We start from the raw sequence: 19,868 nt of genomic DNA, 5'->3' as shown, positions 1-19,868 counted from the left end.
ACCCGAGCTAGACGCGCTGGTCGTCGTCCTCGGCCCAGTGGTTGCGCCGCGCGTGGCCGTAGCGCGAACGCGCTGGGGCGGCCGTGGGCTCAGCGGGCTCGGCCGGCGCGGTCTCTGCGGTCAGCGCCGCGAGCTCGTCCTGCTCGTCGCGGTAGCGGCGGCGCTCCTTGGTCTCCGCGGCGATGAAGTAGATCAGGCCAGCCGGCGCGAGGAGGCCGAACGCGATCCACTGCAGGCCGTAGGAGAGGTGGTTGCCCGTCTCCAGCTGCGGTAGCGGGATTGCGTTCAGCACCGCGGCCGAGTCGCTGGTGAGCTGGATGTAGGGGCTGACAACGTCGATCCCGGTCAGCTCCCCGATCTGGTGGGGGCTGATGGAGTAGACCATCTGGTGGCCTTGGTCGATGTTGGGGGTGGTGGGGTGGACGCCTTCGTCGGCAAGCAGCATGCCCTGAACCGTCACATCACCGGTTGGCGCGGCGTCGTACTCCGGCACCTTTGTGGAGTCGACTGCGGGCACCCACCCGCGGTTGACCACGACGGTTTCGCCGGAGGTGAGCTGAAACGGGGTCAGGACTTGGAACGCGGGCACGCGGTCGACCGGGCGCAGGCGCAGCAGCACCTCACCTTCGGGGAGGAAGCGGCCGGTGGCGGTGACGCGCGACCACTCGTTGTCCGCCTCGAGCGTGCCGCCGGGGCCGAGTTTGGTCGCCACCGGCACCGGGTCGTGCTCGAAGGCCTCGACGATGTGCTCGTTTCGCTGCTCGAGGCGCTCGTTTTTGCCGAGCTGCCAGGGAGCGAGGAACGTGAACGCGAAATAGGAGAACGTGATGATCAGCAGCGCGGCGATGACCCAGCCGGGCGTGAGGAACGTCCGCGCCCATGATTTGCCGTTTTTCGCTGCCACGGGTGCCTAGTCTAGTTGCTCGCGCACCCAGGCAATAATGCCGGCGGACGCCGCCTCGATCTGCTCGCGGGTGAGCGTGAAGCCTTCGGGCCCGCCGTAGTACGGGTCTTTGACCCCTTCCTCGGCCGCTGCCGGGTCCGGGTCGAAGGAGCGCAAAAGGCGTACCTTGTGCTCCGGCACGCCGCGTGCGACCAGCTCCGAGACGTGGTTGGTGTCCAGCGCCACGATGAGGTCCGCCGACTCCTGCTCGAAGCCGAACTGCTGCGCGCGGTGGGCGGAGCCGTCGTAGCCGTGCGCGGCAAGCTCAGCCAGCGCGCGTGTGTCCGCCGGGCGGCCGACGTGCCAGTCGCCGATGCCGCTGGAGGTGACTTGGACCTCGCCGCCAAGGCCCGCCTCTTCCAACTTCTGGCGCACGATCACCTCGGCCATGGGGGAGCGGCAGATGTTGCCGGTGCAAACGAAATCAATGCGCATGGTTTCTCACAATCCCTTCCAGCTCGCTTGCGTCGCGGGCCACGTGGGTGGCGCGCGACCACTCGTCCTCGTCACCGTAGCCCCAGGTGACGGCCACGGAATCGAGGCCGAACTCGGCGGCGCCTTCGTAGTCGTGCATCCGATCGCCGATCATCAGCGGGTTGACTACCTCCACGTTATCCAGCACGTGGCGGATGACGTCGATTTTGGTCACGCGGCCCACGTCGGCATTCGCGGCGCCCAAGAACTCCACGTGCTTGAGAATGCCTGCGCGCTCCAAGGCCAGGGAAGCAAACTTTTCGCTTTTGGACGTCGCCGTCACCACCCCAAACCCCTCACCGCGAAGCTTCGCCACAAGATCAGCCATGCCCTTGTAGACGGTGAAATCCTGCCACCCCTCGCCGCTCATGAAGTCGGAGTAGACCTCCATGGCGCGCTCTACCTGATCGCCGTCCAACCCGGCGTTTGTCATGGACTCGCGCATCGGCGGGCCGGGGATGCGCTTGAGAAAGCTCTCGTCGGGCACCGGGTGGCCGATCGCGTTAAGCGCCCGGACGAAGCCTTCGCGGATACCGGGGTAGGAGTCGATCAGGGTGCCGTCGACGTCAAAAAGCAACGTCGCTTTATGGTTGAGGTCATGCACACAGTTCAGGATATCGCTGACAAGCTGGAAGCCGCCTACCCGCCGCACCTGGCTGAAAGCTGGGACCACGTCGGGCTGATCTGCGGCGACCCTGAGGCTGAGGTGACCCGCGTGGCGTTCGCCCTCGACTGCACGCTGGCCGTCGCCGAGGAGGCGGTGGCCCGCGGCGCGCAGATGCTGGTCGTGCACCACCCGCTGCTGCTCAAGGGCGTGCACTCCGTCGCTGCGAACACGCCGAAGGGCAAGGTCATCCACACGCTCTTAAGCGGCGGGGTGGCGCTGTTCGCCGCGCACACCAACGCCGATTCCGCCCGCCCCGGCGTGAGCGACCGCTTGGCTGAGCTGGTCGGCATCACCCCGGGCCGGCCGATCAAACCGGTGTTTACCGGAGGCATCGACCACTGGGGCGTGCACATCCCGCCGGCCGACGTGGAGCGCGTGATGCGCCCGCTATTCGACGCCGGCGCTGGCGAGATCGGCGATTACCGCGAGTGCGCGTTCCACACCGACGGCCGCGGCACGTTCACGCCCGTCGACGGCGCGAACCCCACCGAGGGCGAGATTGGGAAGGCGCACAGCGCGACCGAGACCCGCGTCGAGTTCGTCGCGCCGACGCGCTTGCGCCGCACGCTGGTTGAGACGCTTCGCGCTTGCCACCCCTACGAAGAGCCGGCGTTCGACGTGGTCCAGATGGAGGAGACGCGCGACTTGTCCAACGCCACGGGCCTGGGCCGCATCGGCGAGCTGCCTGAGGCCATGACGCTTCGCCAGTTCACCCAGCAAGTCGCCGACGCGCTTCCCGAGACCGCGTGGGGCGTGCGCGCCGCCGGCGACCCGGACAGAAAAGTGAAGAAGGTGGCGGTCTCTTCGGGCGCGGGCGACTCGTTCCTCGCCGACGTCGCCCGCCTGGGCGTGGACGTGTACGTCACCTCCGACCTGCGCCACCACCCGGTGGACGAGCACCTGCGCGCCGGCGGACCGGCTGTGATCGACACCGCCCACTGGGCCAGCGAGTTTCCGTGGACCCAGCAGGCCGCGGGTATCGTGGCAGGCCTAGACGTTGAAACCGAGATCATCCCGATCCGCACTGATCCGTGGACCATCTCCGCGCACCCGTCCGTAAAGGAGTAGTCACGTGCACTTAAGCCCAAACCTTCAACCGGTCCTGCTTGAGCTGGCCAACGCCGACCGCGCGCGCCGCAGGCCCGTGCACCGTCCGGAGGAGCAGGAGCTTTCCAAGCTTATCGACGCCCGCGACCGCCTCCAGCTCGCCTCCTCGTCCGCCCAACTCGCCGTCGACGACATGGAGCTTGAGATCCGCCGCATCCAGGAGGACTCGCGCAAACTCGAGCGGCGCAAGAAGGACGACGTCGCGCAGCTGGGTGCAGAGACCGACAACGAGCGCCGCAAGGACCTGCAGCACGATCTGTCTGCCACCGAGGCGCGCCTGACCGACCTTCGCTACGAGCTCAAAGAGGCCCACAACGAGATCGCGGCGCTGCGCAACAACCGCGACGTCCACGGCGCCCAGCTTGATGAGGCGACCCGCAAGGTCGAGGCGGCCCAGCGCACCGTCGACGCACTGCCGGAGCCCGAGGTTGTGGACACCGAGGAGCTGCGCACCCAGCTGCCGGCGGACGTGCTGGACGTCTACGACCGCGTCGGCGCCGCCTCCTTCAACGGCCGCACCTGCAACTCCTGCTACATCCAGCTCCCGCCCTCCGAGCGCGCCGAAGTGATGGCAGCCGAAGACGACGAGCTACCCACCTGCCCGAACTGCGGCACCCTGCTCGTGCGCGTTTCCCCGGACGCGTCTTCCCCGGAGGCGTAATGCGCGTCTCGCTCTTCTGCGACGGCGGTTCTCGCGGGAACCCCGGCGTCGCCGGCTCCGGCTCCGTGATCTACGACGACTCCGGCGCAACGCTCGCGGAGATCGCCTACGTCGTCGGCGCCAAGGCCTCAAACAACGTCGCCGAGTACTACGGCCTTGTCCGCGGCCTCGAGGCCGCGAAGGATCTGGGGGCCACCGAGGTCCGCGTCTCGATGGACTCCAAGTTGGTCGTCGAGCAGATGAACGGGCGCTGGAAGATCAAGCACCCGGACATGAAGCAGCTCGCCCTCGAGGCCCGCGAGCTGGCCAAAGGATTTGAGCGCGTCACCTACACCTGGGTGCCGCGCGCGAAGAACAAGAAGGCCGACGAGCTGTCGAACGTGGCTATGGACGCCGCCGCGAAGGACGGCACGCCCCGCATCCTGGACACCCCGTCGGCCGCGCCCGCCGCTTCCGCATCGGCCAAGCCCGCCGCACACCAGACAGCCTCGCCCGCGCACTGGTCCGGCACCGACGCCCCGCGCACCCGCTTCGTGCTGCTGCGCCACGGCCAAACCGAGCACTCCGCCCAGAAGCGTTTCTCCGGCTCCTCGGATCCCGAGCTCACCGAGGTCGGCCGCGCCCAGGCTAAGCGCGCCGCCGAGGCGATCGCGGCCATGGGCACGATCGACGCGATCGTCTCCTCGCCGAAAAAGCGCGCGCTGGAAACCGCGCGCTACTGTGCCGACGCGCTCGGCATCGACCATGACGGTATCGAGACCGTCGACGGCTTCCGCGAGATCGACTTCGGCGACCTCGAGGGCCTGACCAAGGACGAGGCCGCCGCGCGCCTCGGCGCCGAGTGGGAGGGACCGCACGCGGACGCGCCGGGCGGCGAGACCGTCGCCGCGCTCCACCGCCGTGTCACCCGCGCGCGCCTGAAAACGCTCGAGGCGCATGAGGGCCAGACCATCCTGGTGGTCACGCACATGATGCCGATCAAGTCCGTTATCCGCCAGGCGCTCGGCTCCAACGCGGAGAGCTTCAAGCACATGTTCTTGGACCTTGCGAGTGTCAGCGTGGTGGAGTTCTACGGCGACTACGGCGTGGTGCGCACGTTCAATGACGTCGCCCACCACCGCTAGCGCTTTGCATCCGGTTACGCTCGGCGTAACATTTCAGGGCGCGAATGAGTTGGTCGGGTGATCGCGGCGCTGTGAACCGTCGCTCAAGCGAAAAGGCACAGGTCGAGGAAAGTCCGGACTCCGTAGGGCACGGTGGTTGCTAACGGCAACCCGGAGCGATCCGCGGGAAAGTGCAACAGAGAGCAAACCGCCCGCGCGTTTTGCGTGCGGGTAAGGGTGAAAGGGTGCGGTAAGAGCGCACCGGCGTTTGTGGTGACACAGGCGGCCAGGTAAACCCCACCGGGAGCAAGGCAAGAGCCCCCGCCTGCAACACGGCGGAGGTCGTCGGACGCGATGAGGCTGCCCGCCCAGTCCGAAGGTAGCTGCTTGAGGCGCCCAGCAATGGGTGGCCCAGATGGATGATCGCCGCCCGAGGGGCAAACCCCGAGGGAGACAGAATCCGGCTCATAGACCAACTCATTCGCCACACTTCTGGCACCATGGCAACGTATGAAGCTCTACGCCGCGCCCTTGAACTTCCGCCCGCTGGCCGAGGAGTTCAACGTGCGCACGGCGTTCGATCCAGAGGTTGTCGCAGAGGCAGGCATGCTTGCCGACGCCCACGCCAACCACCGCACCGACGCCCGCGATATCCCACTCGTCACCATCGACCCGCCGGGCTCCAAAGACTTAGACCAAGCGGTGCATATCGCCCCGCGCGGCGACGGGTACCGGGTGCAGTACGCGATTGCAGACGTCGCCGCCTTCGTCGAACCCAGCTCGCTGGTGAAGGGCGAGTCGCTTATCCGCGGCCAGACCATCTACCTGCCAGACGAGCCGGCCCGCCTGCACCCGGCAGTGCTTTCCGAAGGCTCGGCGTCGCTACTTCCCAACGTGGATCGTCCGGCTGTGCTCTGGACGTTTGACCTGGACGGCGCCGGCGAGGTGGAACACGCCCACGTTCAGCGCGCGCTGGTGCACTCGGTGGCGCGGCTGGACTACGACGGTGTGCAGGAGGCGTTGGAAAGGGGGGATGAGCATCCGTCGATAAGCAACCTGCCCCACGTCGGCCAGCTGCGGCAGCAATCCTCCCTGCGTCGCGCCGCGATCAACCTGCGGCTGCCGTCGATCCGCGTGGTCGAAACCGCCGACGGCGCCTTTGAGCTGATGATCGAGCCGCGGCACGCTGTGATGGACTACAACTCGGAGATTTCGCTGCTCACAGGCATGGTGGCGGGGCGGATGATGGTCGAGGCAGGCGAGGGGTTTTTGCGCACGCTCGGGCCGGCGCCGGCCGAGGCGGAAGCCGAGTTTCGGCGCGAGGCGCGCAACCTGGGCTACGAGGTGACCGGCGGCATCGGCGAGTTCCTCGCCGGGGTGGACGCGGACACGCCGCGCGGCGCCGCCGTGATGCGGGAGGCGAAGAAGCTGCTGCGCGGCTCCGGGTACGTGGACCTAAGCGAGAAGGCTCCCGAGGTGCACGCCGGTATCGGCGGGTACTACAGCCACGTCACCGCGCCGCTGCGCAGGCTGATTGATCGCTACGCAACCGAAGTCTGCCTCGCCATCTGCGGCGGCTACGAGGTGCCGTCTTGGGTCCGCGACGGCGCGCCAACCGTCCTGCAGACCATGGCGCGCACCAGCCAACTGGCGAACATGGTGGAAAAGGCGGCGCTGAACCTTACCGAGGCGACCGTGCTCGCGCCGTGGGTCGGCCACAACTTCGGCGGGATCGTGCTCAAACGTGGCGCCGAACCGAGCGATCCTGCCCGCATCTTTGTCACGCAGCCGCCGCTTTTGGCGCCGTCCATTGGCGCGCCGGCCGAGGGCATCGAGGCGATGTTCTCGCTGATCCGCGCCGACGCGAAAGAGCGCGAGGTGGAGTTCGCCTGGCCGGCTGACTAGCTGGTGGGTTCTTCCACGCGCGCCGGCGCGCCGGGCACGACCTCCACCACCTCGAAGTCCTCGGCGAACTGGTGGGCAAAGCCGTCCGCCTCGCGCACCGGCACAAACGCGATCACGGCCTGCGACGTGCCGGCGGCCGCGGGGCGCGCCGCCACCGCGCCGCGCTCGAGTGCCAAGGCGACGAGCGCATCGGGGGTGGCGATATCGTGCGCTTCGTTCGGCGAGTTCAGCAGCGTAAACAGCTCGTTTCCGCGGCGCGAGCGCAGCGCCTTGGCAGTGGCCATGCTGCGCAGCGTCTCAGACTCGCAGAACTGCACCCACTGGCGCGCGGTCGCCGGCTCCGGCGCGTCCGCATCCCCCGTATCGCGCCGCGCTTGGACCCAATCGACGACCCGCTCCACGTTGTCGGGGAGCTCTCTTAACGACGCCACCCCAAAATTCGCCACCGCAGCGTCGATGAAGTCGCGTCGTAAAGCAATCTGCTCCCTCTGCTCGCCGTGGGGGAGGCCCAGCTTTTCCGACACCGAGAAGATGCGCACGCCCAGCTTGCCCGGGTGCGGAGCCGGCGCAACCGAGCCGTCCGCGTAATCGACGACGCTGACCTGCCCCTCGGCGCCGCGCAGCGCGACCGTGTGGCGCGCGCGCAACACCGCGAGCGACGAGTAGGTGGCGGCGGCGTGGGAGCAGATCTCGGCCAAGCGCGCGCGCATCGGCGGCTCGTTGAGCTCCGGGTTCGCGCCCGCAAGCGCCAGCGCGATCGCGGCGTCGGCGGCGTAGAGCGCACCAAGGCCTGCGCCCATCGGCACGTCCGAGACCACCGTGATGTCGAGTCCGGCCGTGTCGCGGGAGAGCACCTGGCGGTGGATCAGCGTCTGGACAAGCCCCGTGATGCGGCGCATCAGCGGGTCTTCGATCTCCCCGGCGCCGAGCTGGGCGAGTGTGGCCTCGCGCTCAATCGTCGCCGCGTAGGGCGCCTCGGCGTGCAGCGCGATCGTGCCGTCCTCGCGCGGGCTCACGCTCGCCGCGGCGCGAAGGCTGGACAGCCCCATGATGGTCACGCCGCCGAAATGGTCGACGTTTTCCCCGATGAGCACCCACGTCCCCGGCGCGGACGCAGTGTGCGCCGGGGCCTTCTTGGTGCGGTTCTGATGCGCCGCCGCGGCGCGCTCGGCGGGGGAATGAGCAGGGGGATTCCACATCGGCATGCGCACCACACTACCAACCGGCGAGGGTAGAGTAAGCGGCCATGAGCGACGAGCAGTTTTACTACAACCCCGCCACCGGCGAAGTGACCCAGGGCAAAGTTGCCTCGTGGGACAACCGCATGGGCCCCTACGCCACCCGCGAGGAGGCGGAGCAGGCGCTTGCTATCGCCGCCGAGCGCACCAAGCGCGCCGACGACGCAGATGAGGCCGAGGAGGCCGACGATGACTGGGGCGAGCCGGCCTCCTGGGAGCGCTAAAGCGTTCTAGGAAAGCTTCTTGAAGGCTTTCTTCACTTCGCGCATTGCCTCGTCGTACCCGGCGAGCGCCTTGTTGCCGCGGGCGAGCTCGCGCTCGTAGAGCATGCCGTAGGCGAACGTGTCCTCGCCGCGCTCGCGCGCCTCTTCGGCGAGCCGCATGATGCGGTCGCGCGAGGTGACCGCGTCCTGGAAGTCGCCCAGCACCGTCTGCAGCTGCTTGGTCGCCTTGGCTAGGCGCTTCGTCTTGATGCCGGCAGACTCCGCCGCGGCCGTCGCGTAGCGCAGTTTTTTCACAGCCTTGCGCACGTCGTGGACGTACTCCTCGCGCTCGTGCAACGGAAGCTCGGTGTCGTGGTAGTGCTCCTGGACCTTTGCGTCGCGCTTGCGCACCTTCTTAAACGCCTTCTCCAGGTGCTCCACCATGATCTCGCGCGATTCTTTCTCGCTGAGGTCCTTGTTGTCGCTGTCCTCGTCCTCGTCTTCGGAGTCGCCGTCGGCCTTGGCCACCGGCGGCTCGGCCAAGAGGTTGTCGATCGCGTCGAGCAGGTTCAGGAACCGCTCCGAGTTCAGCATCTCCACGATCTCGCCGTGGGCTTTTTCGTAGTCGCGTCGCATGTCCTGTTCGATGTGGGAGGACGCGGTGGCGTCGATAAGACCGCTCTCGTCGCTCTCTAGCAGCTCTAAGAACCGCTCCTCGACCACCTCGGCGTCGCGCGCCACGCCGAGCACGGCGGCGGTTTCCTTCAGCTCGCCCTCAAGTTCCTCCAGCGTGTCGCCCTCGAGGATGCCCTCGAAGGTCTCGAGCAGCGAGCGCATCTCGCGCGTGGCCACGCGGAGCTGGTGCACCGAATCGAACTCGTCGGCGCGCACGCGCGGCTCCCAGTCGACGATCGCGTTGCGCTGCGCGCGAAGGGCGTCGATGACCGCGGCGGCGGGCGAGTCCTTCTCCAGCTCCGCCTCCACCAGGTGCGGCGGCAGGGGCGCGGTGTTGATCGTCTCGCCCAGGGCGGTGGCCAGCTTCGACGGCGACGAGGACTTGCGGGCGCCGGAGTTGATCAGAAACGACGTGGCTTGCCTAATGATGGAGTCACCCTCGTCGGTCTCCGCCACCGACTCAGCCAACTCGAGCTCCCACTCGCGCCACGACGTGCGCTCGCCGCCGGGCAGCAGAGACCAGGCGGTGACGTGGTCGTCGCAAAACTCCGCGATCTGGTTGCCGTCCTCGCCGGCGAGCTTCGACTCGACGCGGCGGTTATCCACCTGCGCCACAGGCTCGAGCGGCTCGTTGCGCACGATGATGCGCACCGGCTCGATGAGCTCCTCCGGGATCGCGCCGGGCTCTCCGAGTGGGGCACGGAGTTCTTGGCGACCGTCGTCAAGCGGAAGCTTCATGTGCCAACCGTCATCCTCCCCGCCGGTGCGGCGGCGAAGCGTGATCTTGGAGCGCGTCAGGCGCAGGTCGGCGGTGTCGTAATACACGGCGGAGAGGTTGTGCTGCGTGGTGCCCAAGAGGGATTCCACGCCCGGCAGCTGCGTCAGGTCCGGGACAGAGGTCGACTCGTCCACGGCCAGCTTGATCTCCACCTCGAGGTGGCGCTCGGCTTTGGCTTTCTCACCCATAGTTACCCTCCTAATTCGTTGGTTCACCACAACCATAGTCACGGCTGGGTTATGTAGCTGCTGCTTCGCCAGTCGACGCCGCGGGTCGGGCGGCGGTGAGTCGCTTCGGTGAGTGGGGGAGGAAGTTTGAGCGAGCGCTCGTGCATCTCGACGATGCGGCGCACGCACTCTTCCTCGTCGGTCTTGATGAGGTGCGTGGTCAGGCGCACCACCTCGTAGTTCTGCGAGCGAAGCCAGTTCTCGCGCTCAAGCTGGTCAATCGCAGTTTGTTTTGGGTTGTCGTCGAGTTTGACCTGGCCGTCGATCTCTATGATGACCTGGCCCCAGAGTAGGTCGGCGCGCGCAAACTGGCCTATCCACATCTGCTCCTGGACGACGATGTCGCGCTCCTGGAGGAAGAGGCGCACAAGCGTTTCGTACGGCGACTCGGAAAGGGTGGAGCTCCACTCCAGCGCTTGGCGAGCGTCATCGATCCCCATCTTCCCGCTCATCCTGTCAATGGTTGTCTCGAGCTTTGCCTTGATTTGGTTGCGCTCCTTTTTGGTTTGCGCGGTGGTGAAGAGCGAATCCATGGCGACGACGCCAGCGCGCACCCCGTGTAGCCGCGCGATATCGACGGCCGTTCGCACGGTAGTGGTGAGACGCAGCGTGTCCTCGGTGCCTTTGGGATTGAACTCGTACAGGTCTATCTCTGGGATGCTCATCCGCACATACTCGACACCGGTTGGCCAGGACTTTTTGCCCCGTGGACGGCTCTTCGGGTTCGCAAGATAGACCGGTGTTTCCGCCGCCCCTGAGACTGGCATCGTCCACATGTTGTGCACCGCCGCGGCCGAGCGCAGTACTAGCGCGGATGTGGGGGAGCCTGCGCCCATCGCGTACGCGCGGAGAAACTCCGCTTCGTGGCGCTTCAGCGCCTCCCAGTCAGATAGGGCGATGAATTTGTTTCTGGAAAGTTTCTTGCACGGTTGCTTATCAGCGTCGCCAGGGCGGACCAACAGGTTGATCAGCGCAGCCTTGTCCATATTTCCCATTTCCCATTTCCCCCGAAATAGTTCCCCACTTGTGTTTCCCCGAGTGTGTTCCCCCGAGTGCGTTCCCCTGCGAGGTCGATGCGTATCGGCTCTCTCCGGTGGCAGATTAACCCACTTGCGGGCTGGGCGCTCGGCAATGGGCGGGTTTGAGCGTCTAGGGGGCGTTTGACGGAGGGCGTCCGGCGGATGGCGTCTAGCGGATGGCGTCCGGCGGATGGCGGATATGCCCCTTTTTGGCCGTACTTCCGCCATCCTTCATCCGCCCCCCTGGGATGGAAGCGGGTGGCGGGGCAGCCGGAGTCGACGCCGGAGCCAGCTGAAGCCGCTGCCCATGTCCCCGGAGCCGCGTGGCGAAATCGCTTGGGGCCGGTCTTCACCGTGCAGGGGGGCGTCTGGAGGAGGGCGTCTAGCGGATGGCGGATATGCCCCTTCTTGGCGGTACTTCCGCCATCCTTCATCCGCCCCCCTGGGATGGAAGCGGGTGGCGGGGCAGCCGGAGCCGACGCCCGAGCCAGCTGAAGCCGCTGCCCATGTCCCCGGAGCCGCGTGGCGAAATCGCTTGGGGCCGGTCTTCACCGTGCAAGGGGGCGTCTAGCGGAGGGCGTCCGGCGGATGGCGGATATGCCCCTTCTTGGCCGTACTTCCGCCATCCTTCATCCGCCCCCCGCGCCAGCGCGCCAGAAGCGGGCAAAGCGACCCGCTCGAAAGCTAAACTGCCCCCTATGAGCTCTCAGACCGATAACGTGCTGCGACTGGTGGAACAGCAGGACATTGCGTTCATCCGACTCTGGTTCACGGACATCTTCGGAAGTCTGAAAACAGTGATGATGTCGCCGGCGGAACTGGAGAGCGCCTTCGAGGAGGGCGTGGGGTTCGACGGTAGCTCGATTGAGGGCTTCTCCCGCATCTCAGAGTCGGACACGCTGCTGCGGCCGGACCCGAGTACGTACCAGCCGCTGCCGTTCGATGAGAACGCCGGCCTGCAAACGGCCCGTATGTTTTGCGACATCACGATGCCGGACGGCGACCCGCTGTACGCGGACCCGCGGCAAGTGCTGCGCCGCCAGATGAACGCCGCCCGCGAGATGGGCTTCGAGTTCTTCGCCAGCCCCGAAATTGAGTTCTACGTGGTCAAACCTGACGGTGAGGGGATCACACCCGCGGACAAAGGTGGGTACTTTGACCAGGCGAAGCGTAATGAGGCGCCGAAGTTGCGTCGTCAAGCAATTTCTGCCCTTGAATACATGGGTATCACCACGGAGTTCTCCCACCACGAGGCCAGCCCGGGGCAGCAGGAGATCGACCTGCGGCACACGGACGCGCTGACAATGGCGGACAACATCGTGACGTTTAAGTACATCGTGAAGACGGTGGCGGAGTCGAACGGCGTGCACGCGACGTTCATGCCGAAGCCGTTCCCGGACCTGGACGGCTCAGCGATGCACACGCACTTTTCCCTGTTCGAGGGGGAGACGAACGCGTTCCACGACCCGGACGATGAGATCAGCATGTCCAAGGTGGGCCGCCAGTTCATCGCCGGCATCATCGAGCACGCGAACGAGATCTCCGCGGTGACCAACCAGTGGGTGAACTCGTACAAGCGCCTGCAGTTCGGCTCCGAGGCGCCGACGGCCGCGACGTGGGGCATTTCCAACCGTTCCGCGATGGTGCGCGTGCCCACGTACCGCCTGCACAAGGCGGAGTCGCGGCGCATTGAGGTGCGGTCCTTGGACTCCGCGTGCAACCCGTACCTGGCGTTCGCGGCCGTGCTCGCCGCGGGGCTGAAGGGCATCGAAAACGGCTACGAGCTGGACGAACCGGCCCGCGACGACGTGTTCGCGCTGACCCGGCGCGAGCGCCGCGCGATGGGCTACCGCGACCTGCCGAACTCGCTCGACCAGGCGCTGCGGCACCTGGAGAAGTCCGAGTTCATGGCCGAGGTGCTCGGCGAGCAGGTCTTCGAGTTCTTCCTCCGCTCGAAGTGGGACGAATGGCACGACTACACCTCCCAGATCACGCCGTGGGAGATCGACTCCGGGCTGGACCTGTGATCAGCCCCGCAAAGCTCGGCCTCACCAGCCCCCGCGCCGCCGAGGACCTCGAAGAGCTCGGCTTTGACAGCGATGAGCTGCTGTGGACCCTCGCCGGCTCCAGCGACCCGGACTTGGCGCTGAACAACACGCACCGGTTCATGCAGGCGTGCGGCAGCTGGCCGGCCGTGAAGCAGTTGCTTATCGACGACCCCTTATACCGCACCCGCTTTTTCGCCCTGATGGGCGGATCGACGGCGCTGGCGGATCACCTCATCGCCAACCCCGACATCGCCCCCGCGCTGGCGCAGCCGGTGCCGAGCGCGGAGGAGTCGCTCGTGTTCATGCGCGCGGCCGCGAGCGCGGACGGCGCCGACGAGGCCAGCCTGAAAAGCGCCTACCGCACTCTGATCACGCGGGTGGCGGCCGCCGACTTGGCCGGCACGTTTGCCAAGGTGAAAGGCCACGGCGAGGGCGAACACTTGGGCTACCTCGCGGTGACGGAGACGCTGACTTCAATCGCGGACGCGGCGCTGACTGCAGCCCTCGACATGGCGCTCGCGCGCGTCTACGGCGACGAGGAGCCGGACAGCCGTCTCGCGGTGATCGCGATGGGCAAGTGCGGCGCCCGCGAGCTGAACTACATCTCCGACGTCGACGTCATCTTCGTCGCCGAACCCGTCACGCCGAAGATCACGCGCGCGGCCGCCGAGTTCATGAAAGTCGGCTCCGCCGCGTTCTTCGAAGTCGACGCCAACCTGCGCCCCGAAGGCAAGTCCGGGGCGCTGGTGCGCACCGTCGATTCCCACCGCGCGTACTACAAACGATGGGCCGAGACCTGGGAGTTCCAGGCGCTGCTGAAGGCCCGCCCGATGGCCGGCGACATGGAGCTCGGCGAGGCGTACCTCGAGGCGGTGTCGCCGATGGTGTGGGAGGCGTCGCAACGCGAAAGCTTCGTCGAGGACGTCCAAGCGATGCGTCGGCGCGTGCTGGCGAATGTGCCGAAAGATGAGCGCGCCCGCGAGCTCAAACTGGGCAACGGGGGGCTGCGGGATGTGGAGTTCGCCGTCCAGCTCCTCCAGCTCGTGCACGGTCGTATCGATGAAACGCTGCGCACCCCGAACACCATCGACGCGCTCGAGGCGCTCAAAGACGGCGGTTACGTCGGCCGCGACGACGCCAGCCAGCTCATCGAGGCCTACGAGTTCCTCCGCCTGCTCGAGCACCGGCTCCAGCTGCAGCGCTTCCGCCGCACCCACCAGCTGCCGGCGGACGACGACGAGAAGCGCAAGCGGTGGCTCGCGCGCGCGAGCGGGTTCACCCCCAGCAAGGCGAAGACCTCAATCGACGAGATGGAAGCAGAGCTCAAGCGGGTGCGCGGCACCGTCTCGACGCTGCACGAGCGCCTCTTCTACCGCCCGCTGCTTGGCGCCGTTGTGGATCTGAGCGTCGGCGAAGCGGAGCTCAGCGCCGACGCCGTGAAGGCGCGCCTGGCGGCGCTGGGCTACCGCCACCCGGCCCGCGCGTACGACCACCTGACCGCGCTGGTCAAGGGCACCTCTCGCAAAGCGAAGCTGCAAGCAATCTTGCTGCCCACGCTGATGACGTGGCTTGCCGGCACCGCCGACCCCGGCGCGGGCCTTCTGAACTACCGCAAGCTGTCCGAGGCAGCCGAGGACAAGAGCTGGTTTTTGCGCATGCTTCGCGACGAAGGCGTTGTCGGCATGCGGCTCATGAAAATCCTGGGCAACTCGCCGTACACATCCGACCTGATCATCGCCGCGCCGGAAGTGGTGAAGCTGCTCGGAGACGGTTCTAACGGACCGCGCTTGCTCGAGCCAGCGCCGGACCAGGTGTCGAAGGCGATCATCTCCGCGTCGAAGCGCTACCAGGACGACGCGGACAAGGCTGTCAGTGTTGCGCGTTCGCTTCGGCGCGCGGAACTGGCCCGAATCGCCTCCGCCGATCTTTTGCAGATGATGGACGTGCGCCAGGTCTGCTTGGAGCTGACCATCGTGTGGGAGGCGGTGCTGCAGGCGGCGCTGGTCGCCGAGATCCGCTCCGACCTTCAAGAGCGCGGCGTTGACGACGCGCCGGCGCGCATCGCGATCATCGGCATGGGCCGCCTCGGCGGGGCGGAGCTGGGCTACGGCTCCGATGCAGACGTGATGGTCGTCGCCGAGCCGGTCGCTGGCGAGGACGAGTCGGAGGCGCTCGCGTGGGCGTCGCGAATCGTCGACCAGATGCGCACCCGCCTGTCCAAGCCGTCCGGCGACCCGCCGCTCGAGGTCGACCTGGGCCTTCGGCCGGAGGGGCGCTCCGGGGCGGTGGTGCGCACCACCGCCTCCTACGAGCGCTACTACCGCGAGTGGGGCGAAGTCTGGGAAAAGCAGGCGCTGCTGCGCGCCACCACCGTCGCCGGCGACGAGGAGGTGGGGCTGAAGTTCCTCCACATGATCGACGAGTTCCGCTACCCGGCCGGCGGCGCGAACAAGAGCGATGTGCGCGAGATCCGCCGCATCAAGGCGCGCGTGGACAACGAGCGCCTGCCGCGCGGGGCTGACCGCTCCGTGCACACCAAGCTGGGCCGCGGCGCGCTCGCGGACGTGGAGTGGACCGTCCAGCTTTTAACCATGATGCACGCCCACGAGCACGCCGAGCTGCACACCACGTCCACCCTGGCCGCGCTGGACTACCTCGCCGAGTTAGACGATCCGGACGTGATCAGCGGTTCCGACGCGCGCGTTCTGCGCAGCGCGTGGCTCACCGCCACCCGCGCGCGCAACGCGCTCGTGCTCGTCGCCGGCAAGCGCACCGACCAGCTGCCCGCGCCGGGCCCGCACCTGGCCCAGGTTGCCGGCTCCGCCGGCTACGACCCGGACAACCAGCAGGAGTTTCTCGAGGACTACCTGCGCATCACTCGCCGGGCCCACGGCGTGGTGGAGGGAGTGTTCTGGGGTGAGGCGCCTTCGCTTGAGTTCGAGTAGAAGTGGGGTATGGCAGTGAACATGAGTATTGACCTCGACAACGCGACCTTCGCCGACCTCGTGGCGCTTGTGGACGCGGCGCGCGTTGCCGGCGTGGCCGACGCCGCGCCGGTGAAACTCGACGGCGCGGCGCTTTCGATCGAGGTAGACACCTCGGCGCGCGCAAGCCAGGCCAAGCCGGCGCGCACCAGCGCCCCCGCGGAGTCCGCGGACACGTCCCACCGCCCGCTGCCGCAGTTGGGCGACGCGGCGATTCGCTCGGTGGTGGATATCCTCACGGGGAGGCAGGAACCGCCGCGTCGGTAAGCAGTGCCAAGGTAAGCTAGACACCCGTGGATTACATCTCGACGCGCGATACGCAGGCGACTAGGCAGACCTTCACCGACATCCTGCTGGGTGGCTTAAGCCCCGACGGCGGGCTTTACATGCCTGCTGTGTACCCGCAGATCACGGATGAGACGCTCACGCAGTGGCGCGAGCTGCTGGCGTCGTCTGGCTACGCTGCGCTGGCCGCCGAGGTGGTCAAGCTTTTTGCCGACGACATCCCGCCGGCGAAGGTCGAGGAGCTCACGGCGAACGCCTACACCACCGAGGGCGGCAAGTTCGCCGATGAAGAGATCGTGCCGGTGACCAAGCTGGGCGACGAGCTCTACATCGCGCACCTCTCCGAGGGCCCCACCGCCGCGTTCAAGGATATGGCGATGCAGCTTTTGGGCGAGCTGTTCGAGTTCGAGCTCGGCCGCCGCGGCGAAGAGATCAACATCTTGGGCGCCACCTCCGGCGACACCGGTTCCTCAGCCGAGTACGCGATGCGCGGTCGCGACAACATCCGCGTTTTCATGCTCACCCCGGCGGGCCGCATGACGCCGTTCCAGCAGGCGCAGATGTTCGGTCTCGACGACCCGAACATCTTCAACATCGCGCTCGACGGCGTCTTCGACGACTGCCAGGACGTGGTCAAGGAGGTCAGCGCTGACGCCGGCTTCAAGTCGAAGTACTCCATCGGCGCGGTGAACTCCATCAACTGGGCGCGCCTGATGGCCCAGATCGTCTACTACATTTCGAGTTACCTCAAGGTCACGGAGTCGAACGACGAGAAGGTGAGCTTCTGCGTGCCCACCGGCAACTTCGGCGACGTGTGCGCGGGCCACATTGCCAAGCAAATGGGCCTGCCGATTGACAAGCTCATCGTCGCAACCAACGAGAACGACGTGCTGCACGAGTTTTTCCAAACGGGCCAGTACCGCCCGCGCTCCGCGGCGGAGACGCACGCGACCTCCTCGCCGTCGATGGACATCTCCAAGGCGAGCAACTTCGAGCGGATGCTTTTCGACGCAACGTTGCGCGACCCCAGCCTCACCGCCGAGTACTTCGGCACCAAGGTCAAAGAGGGCGGATTCGACGTGAGTGAGGAGGTCCTCGAGCGCATCCGAAACGAATACGGGTTCCTCTCCGGCACGTCGACGCACGCGGACCGACTCGCCACGATCAAGGCAGTGAAGGACGAGTACGGGGTGCTGGTGGATCCGCATACGGCGGATGGGGTGGGCGTCGCTAAGCAACATGCCCTTGACACGCCAATCATTGTTCTTGAGACCGCCCTGCCGGTGAAGTTCGCCGACACGATCGTGGAGGCGGTCGGGGCCGCACCCGAGGTCCCGGAGCGGTTTGCGGAGATTATGAACGCGGGCCGGCACGTGGCTGACCTGCCGAACGACGTGGACGCGGTGAAGCAGTTCATCGCAGACGCGATCGAGAACACCGAGGTCTAAGGAGCGAAAGCCGTGGCGCAGGAGCAATTTGCCGGACCGGATTACTTCACCGAGTTCGACCCCGAGAAGTTCATCCGCGACTTGAAGATCCAGGCCGCGGAGACCGACGCCGCCGCCTCGGACAAGGCGGCGGACGAGGCGGGCGAGTAGCACGTACTCGAACGAGCCGAACGGCTACGACGCGGCGAAGAAGTACCAAACCGCGGACGGGCCGCAGTGGACGTATCCGGACAAGACGTGGCCCGAAGCCGCGCCCGCCGGTGCGCCGCCGACGCGCCGCAAAGGCCTGGGCGCATTCTGGGTTTTCGCCGTCGTCGCGGTGTTGATGCTGGTCGCCGCTGTGACCTGGATGGGGGTCACCATGTCGCAGGCGCCGACCGGCACAGTGGCTGAGCGTCAAGCGCAAGAAGAGGTGCGCACCCCGCCAAGCGAGGCGCCGGCAGGTGCGCCAGCGGGTGCGCCTGCGGGTGATGCGGTGCCGGGCAACCGGATCCTCGTTCCCGAGTACGCGCTGTGGGCGCCGGGAACAAAGATCCAGACCACAGACCACTATCCGCAGCCGGGGGAGAGCTTCACCGCGCAGGCCTGCACCGTTGCGTTTTCTTTCTCCGACACGTCCGGCCGGAATTTCGCCGTCACCGCCAGCCACTGCGGCAAGGTGGGCGACTTGGTGTGGCCGACGAACGCCGAGTACGCCACCGACTACCAGGTCGAGGCGGGCAGGTTTGTGTACTCCGGCCTGTTTGCTGAGGACGGCGACGGTGTGGACGTGGGCATTATCGAGATCACCGACCCGCAGCGGTTTATGGATGTCATCGGCGCGCCAATCCCGACCGGCATCGGCGAGGACATCCCGGAGCTCGGCCGTGTGTGCAAGACCGGCAGCACCACCGGCTACACGTGCGGGCCGTTCTTGGAGACGCAGCGCGTGCAGATCACCGACACCGACGTCGACATCCCGCGCTCCACGTTCGGCGATATTGCAGAGGTGTGTGTCTCGCCGGGCGACTCAGGCGGCCCAGTGTTCAGCGAGGTGAACGGGCGCGCCGTGATCGTTGGCGTGGTGTCCGGCACCGAGGCCGGCCGCTCCGACGAGGAATGCTTCGAGGGCATGGAGAACCCGAAGCGGATGAGCTACTCCAACGTCGAGCAGGTTATGAGTGCGATTCACGCCGCGGTTCCTGATCCGGCGTGGGTGAGCCAGTCGTGGTAGCCGAGGGCGCGGTGCTGAGCATGTACGCGGTCGGCTGCGGCGTGGTGGTGCGCTCGGCGGTCTCGTCGACCGCGGTGAACCGCGGGCCGCGGGCCACGCGGACGCCCACGTCCTTCACATCGTCGCGCACGTACGCTTCGTTCGGCGTGTAGGCGGTGAACCGCAGCTGGTTGAACCCGGCGGGGCGCTCGGTTTTGTCCCACTGCTTATCCAGCTGCTCGAGCTTGGCGTCAGACGCGAGGTTCAACCAGTTTATCCCGATTTCTTTGCCGTCTTTGCCGTAGTAATCCACGAACGCGATTGAATCCGCGTCTTCTTCAAGCGCGTAGCTGGTGAACTCCGTTAACGGTTCGAGGTCCGGCGAGGCGAAACAGTAACCGAGAATTTCCATGCGGAAGTTGTCGGGGGTGGTCAGCACCACGGTGTCCAGGCAGTTTTGCTGCATGAGGCGGGAGAGGTGGCCGGTGAACTCGGCGAGGTTCGCCACCGCGAAGTCCGTAATCTCTCCGCGTAGCATCACGCCGGTGTCCGTCACGCCTGTCTCGACGTCGGTGATCAGGTAGCTGCGGATGCTTTCGCGGACGTTGTCCTCGTCGCGCGGTGCCGGGTTCCACGGTTGCATCGGTTCCTGCTCTTTCGCGGCGGCCGACGTGAGCGGCCCGGTGCCCGAGCCGGACTCGTAGCTTGCGAACATCGCTACCGCGACCACCACGGCGATGAGCAGCGCCCCGTACCCGACCACAAACACCGGACCGGGCAGCCGGGCGATCAAGCTGCGCTTGGGCGCTGCGGGTGCGGTGCCAGGCGCGGTCTCCGCGGGCAGCTCCGGTTCGCTCGTTGGGGTGTGCAGGGTGCTCATGATGCATGGAAGTCTACACTCGAACACCACA

At 66.8% G+C, this 19,868-nt stretch carries 19 protein-coding genes and 1 other RNA gene; 12 read left to right on the top strand and 8 right to left on the bottom strand.

The features are described from left to right. Positions 1–7 precede the first annotated feature (7 nt). From V6D40_RS08420 to V6D40_RS08410, 3 genes are read right to left on the bottom strand one after another with little or no spacing between them, the layout of a single operon-like run. On the bottom strand, positions 8–904 hold the full coding sequence (locus tag V6D40_RS08420; RefSeq protein WP_334289913.1) for an SURF1 family cytochrome oxidase biogenesis protein: 897 nt from the start codon (positions 902–904) through the stop codon (positions 8–10). A gap of 6 nt (positions 905–910) precedes the next feature. Then, entirely contained in the window at positions 911–1,378 is a 468-nt protein-coding gene (locus V6D40_RS08415; RefSeq protein ID WP_334289912.1) for a low molecular weight protein-tyrosine-phosphatase, read from the bottom strand. Further along, positions 1,368–2,021 (bottom strand): HAD hydrolase-like protein, encoded by a 654-nt coding sequence (locus tag V6D40_RS08410; RefSeq protein ID WP_334289911.1) that lies wholly within the window; start codon positions 2,019–2,021, stop codon positions 1,368–1,370. The genes V6D40_RS08415 and V6D40_RS08410 overlap by 11 nt, the downstream gene beginning before the upstream one ends. Here V6D40_RS08410 and V6D40_RS08405 point away from each other — a divergent pair. The 5 genes from V6D40_RS08405 to V6D40_RS08385 all read left to right on the top strand — a co-directional run bounded on the left by V6D40_RS08405 (position 2,016) and on the right by V6D40_RS08385 (position 6,860). Continuing rightward, positions 2,016–3,152 carry a Nif3-like dinuclear metal center hexameric protein gene (locus V6D40_RS08405; protein WP_334289910.1) on the top strand — a complete coding sequence of 379 codons (1,137 nt, stop codon included), beginning with the start codon at positions 2,016–2,018 and terminating at the stop codon, positions 3,150–3,152. The two genes, V6D40_RS08410 and V6D40_RS08405, sit on opposite strands and share 6 nt — an antisense overlap. 4 nt (positions 3,153–3,156) lie before the next feature. After that, on the top strand, positions 3,157–3,852 hold the full coding sequence (locus tag V6D40_RS08400; RefSeq protein WP_334289909.1) for a zinc ribbon domain-containing protein: 696 nt from the start codon (positions 3,157–3,159) through the stop codon (positions 3,850–3,852). Continuing rightward, positions 3,852–4,976, top strand: coding sequence for a bifunctional RNase H/acid phosphatase (locus V6D40_RS08395; RefSeq protein WP_334289908.1), 1,125 nt, complete (start codon positions 3,852–3,854; stop codon positions 4,974–4,976). Before V6D40_RS08400 ends, V6D40_RS08395 begins: the two co-directional genes overlap by 1 nt. Before the next feature lie 45 nt (positions 4,977–5,021). Next, positions 5,022–5,439, top strand: an RNA gene (gene rnpB, locus V6D40_RS08390) — RNase P RNA component class A. A 26-nt stretch (positions 5,440–5,465) separates the two neighbouring features. Beyond that, positions 5,466–6,860 (top strand): ribonuclease catalytic domain-containing protein, encoded by a 1,395-nt coding sequence (locus V6D40_RS08385; protein ID WP_334289907.1) that lies wholly within the window; start codon positions 5,466–5,468, stop codon positions 6,858–6,860. Here the strand turns inward: V6D40_RS08385 and V6D40_RS08380 are convergent. Next, a complete protein-coding gene (locus tag V6D40_RS08380) occupies positions 6,857–8,065 on the bottom strand; it encodes a galactokinase family protein (RefSeq protein ID WP_334289906.1) in 1,209 nt (402 codons plus the stop codon). The two genes, V6D40_RS08385 and V6D40_RS08380, sit on opposite strands and share 4 nt — an antisense overlap. 41 nt (positions 8,066–8,106) lie before the next feature. On the opposite strand from V6D40_RS08380, the gene V6D40_RS08375 reads away from it, so the two are divergent. Next, positions 8,107–8,322: a hypothetical protein gene (locus tag V6D40_RS08375; protein ID WP_334289905.1), complete on the top strand. Its 216-nt coding sequence runs from the start codon at positions 8,107–8,109 to the stop codon at positions 8,320–8,322. A 6-nt stretch (positions 8,323–8,328) separates the two neighbouring features. On the opposite strand, the gene V6D40_RS08370 is transcribed toward V6D40_RS08375, so the two are convergent. Together V6D40_RS08370 and V6D40_RS08365 are read right to left on the bottom strand one after the other, a co-directional pair. Beyond that, positions 8,329–9,942 (bottom strand): CYTH and CHAD domain-containing protein, encoded by a 1,614-nt coding sequence (locus V6D40_RS08370; protein ID WP_334289904.1) that lies wholly within the window; start codon positions 9,940–9,942, stop codon positions 8,329–8,331. Positions 9,943–9,980: 38 nt separating this feature from the next. Next, positions 9,981–10,976 (bottom strand): endonuclease domain-containing protein, encoded by a 996-nt coding sequence (locus V6D40_RS08365; RefSeq protein ID WP_334289903.1) that lies wholly within the window; start codon positions 10,974–10,976, stop codon positions 9,981–9,983. Between the two features lie 722 nt (positions 10,977–11,698). On the opposite strand from V6D40_RS08365, the gene V6D40_RS08360 reads away from it, so the two are divergent. Genes V6D40_RS08360 through V6D40_RS08340 form a run of 5 tightly spaced genes read left to right on the top strand, consistent with a single transcriptional unit; the run spans position 11,699 to position 17,915 of the window. Continuing rightward, complete coding sequence (locus V6D40_RS08360; RefSeq protein WP_334289902.1) at positions 11,699–13,027, top strand: glutamine synthetase family protein; 1,329 nt, start codon at positions 11,699–11,701, stop codon at positions 13,025–13,027. Continuing rightward, positions 12,967–15,993, top strand: coding sequence for a bifunctional [glutamine synthetase] adenylyltransferase/[glutamine synthetase]-adenylyl-L-tyrosine phosphorylase (locus V6D40_RS08355; RefSeq protein WP_334289901.1), 3,027 nt, complete (start codon positions 12,967–12,969; stop codon positions 15,991–15,993). The genes V6D40_RS08360 and V6D40_RS08355 overlap by 61 nt, the downstream gene beginning before the upstream one ends. Before the next feature lie 9 nt (positions 15,994–16,002). Then, positions 16,003–16,299, top strand: a complete 297-nt coding sequence (locus tag V6D40_RS08350; protein WP_334289900.1) for a hypothetical protein — start codon at positions 16,003–16,005, stop codon at positions 16,297–16,299. A gap of 26 nt (positions 16,300–16,325) precedes the next feature. Then, positions 16,326–17,765 (top strand): threonine synthase, encoded by a 1,440-nt coding sequence (gene thrC, locus V6D40_RS08345; RefSeq protein ID WP_334289899.1) that lies wholly within the window; start codon positions 16,326–16,328, stop codon positions 17,763–17,765. A 12-nt stretch (positions 17,766–17,777) separates the two neighbouring features. Further along, positions 17,778–17,915, top strand: a complete 138-nt coding sequence (locus V6D40_RS08340) for a hypothetical protein (protein WP_334289898.1) — start codon at positions 17,778–17,780, stop codon at positions 17,913–17,915. Positions 17,916–17,939: 24 nt separating this feature from the next. On the opposite strand, the gene V6D40_RS08335 is transcribed toward V6D40_RS08340, so the two are convergent. After that, on the bottom strand, positions 17,940–18,128 hold the full coding sequence (locus V6D40_RS08335; RefSeq protein ID WP_334289897.1) for a hypothetical protein: 189 nt from the start codon (positions 18,126–18,128) through the stop codon (positions 17,940–17,942). Here V6D40_RS08335 and V6D40_RS08330 point away from each other — a divergent pair. Further along, the gene (locus V6D40_RS08330; RefSeq protein WP_334289896.1) at positions 18,127–18,978 is read left to right on the top strand and encodes a S1 family peptidase; all 852 of its coding nucleotides are present in this window, start codon (positions 18,127–18,129) and stop codon (positions 18,976–18,978) included. The two genes, V6D40_RS08335 and V6D40_RS08330, sit on opposite strands and share 2 nt — an antisense overlap. Here V6D40_RS08330 and V6D40_RS08325 read toward each other — a convergent pair. Then, a complete protein-coding gene (locus tag V6D40_RS08325; RefSeq protein ID WP_334289895.1) occupies positions 18,920–19,837 on the bottom strand; it encodes a hypothetical protein in 918 nt (305 codons plus the stop codon). The genes V6D40_RS08330 and V6D40_RS08325 overlap by 59 nt on opposite strands. Positions 19,838–19,868: the final 31 nt, after the last annotated feature.

Source organism: Corynebacterium sp. Marseille-Q4381 (assembly GCF_036881695.1).
Classification (GTDB): domain Bacteria; phylum Actinomycetota; class Actinomycetes; order Mycobacteriales; family Mycobacteriaceae; genus Corynebacterium.
The sequence above is the reverse complement of the archived record's forward strand: the minus strand, read 5'-3'. Positions and strand labels throughout refer to the sequence as shown.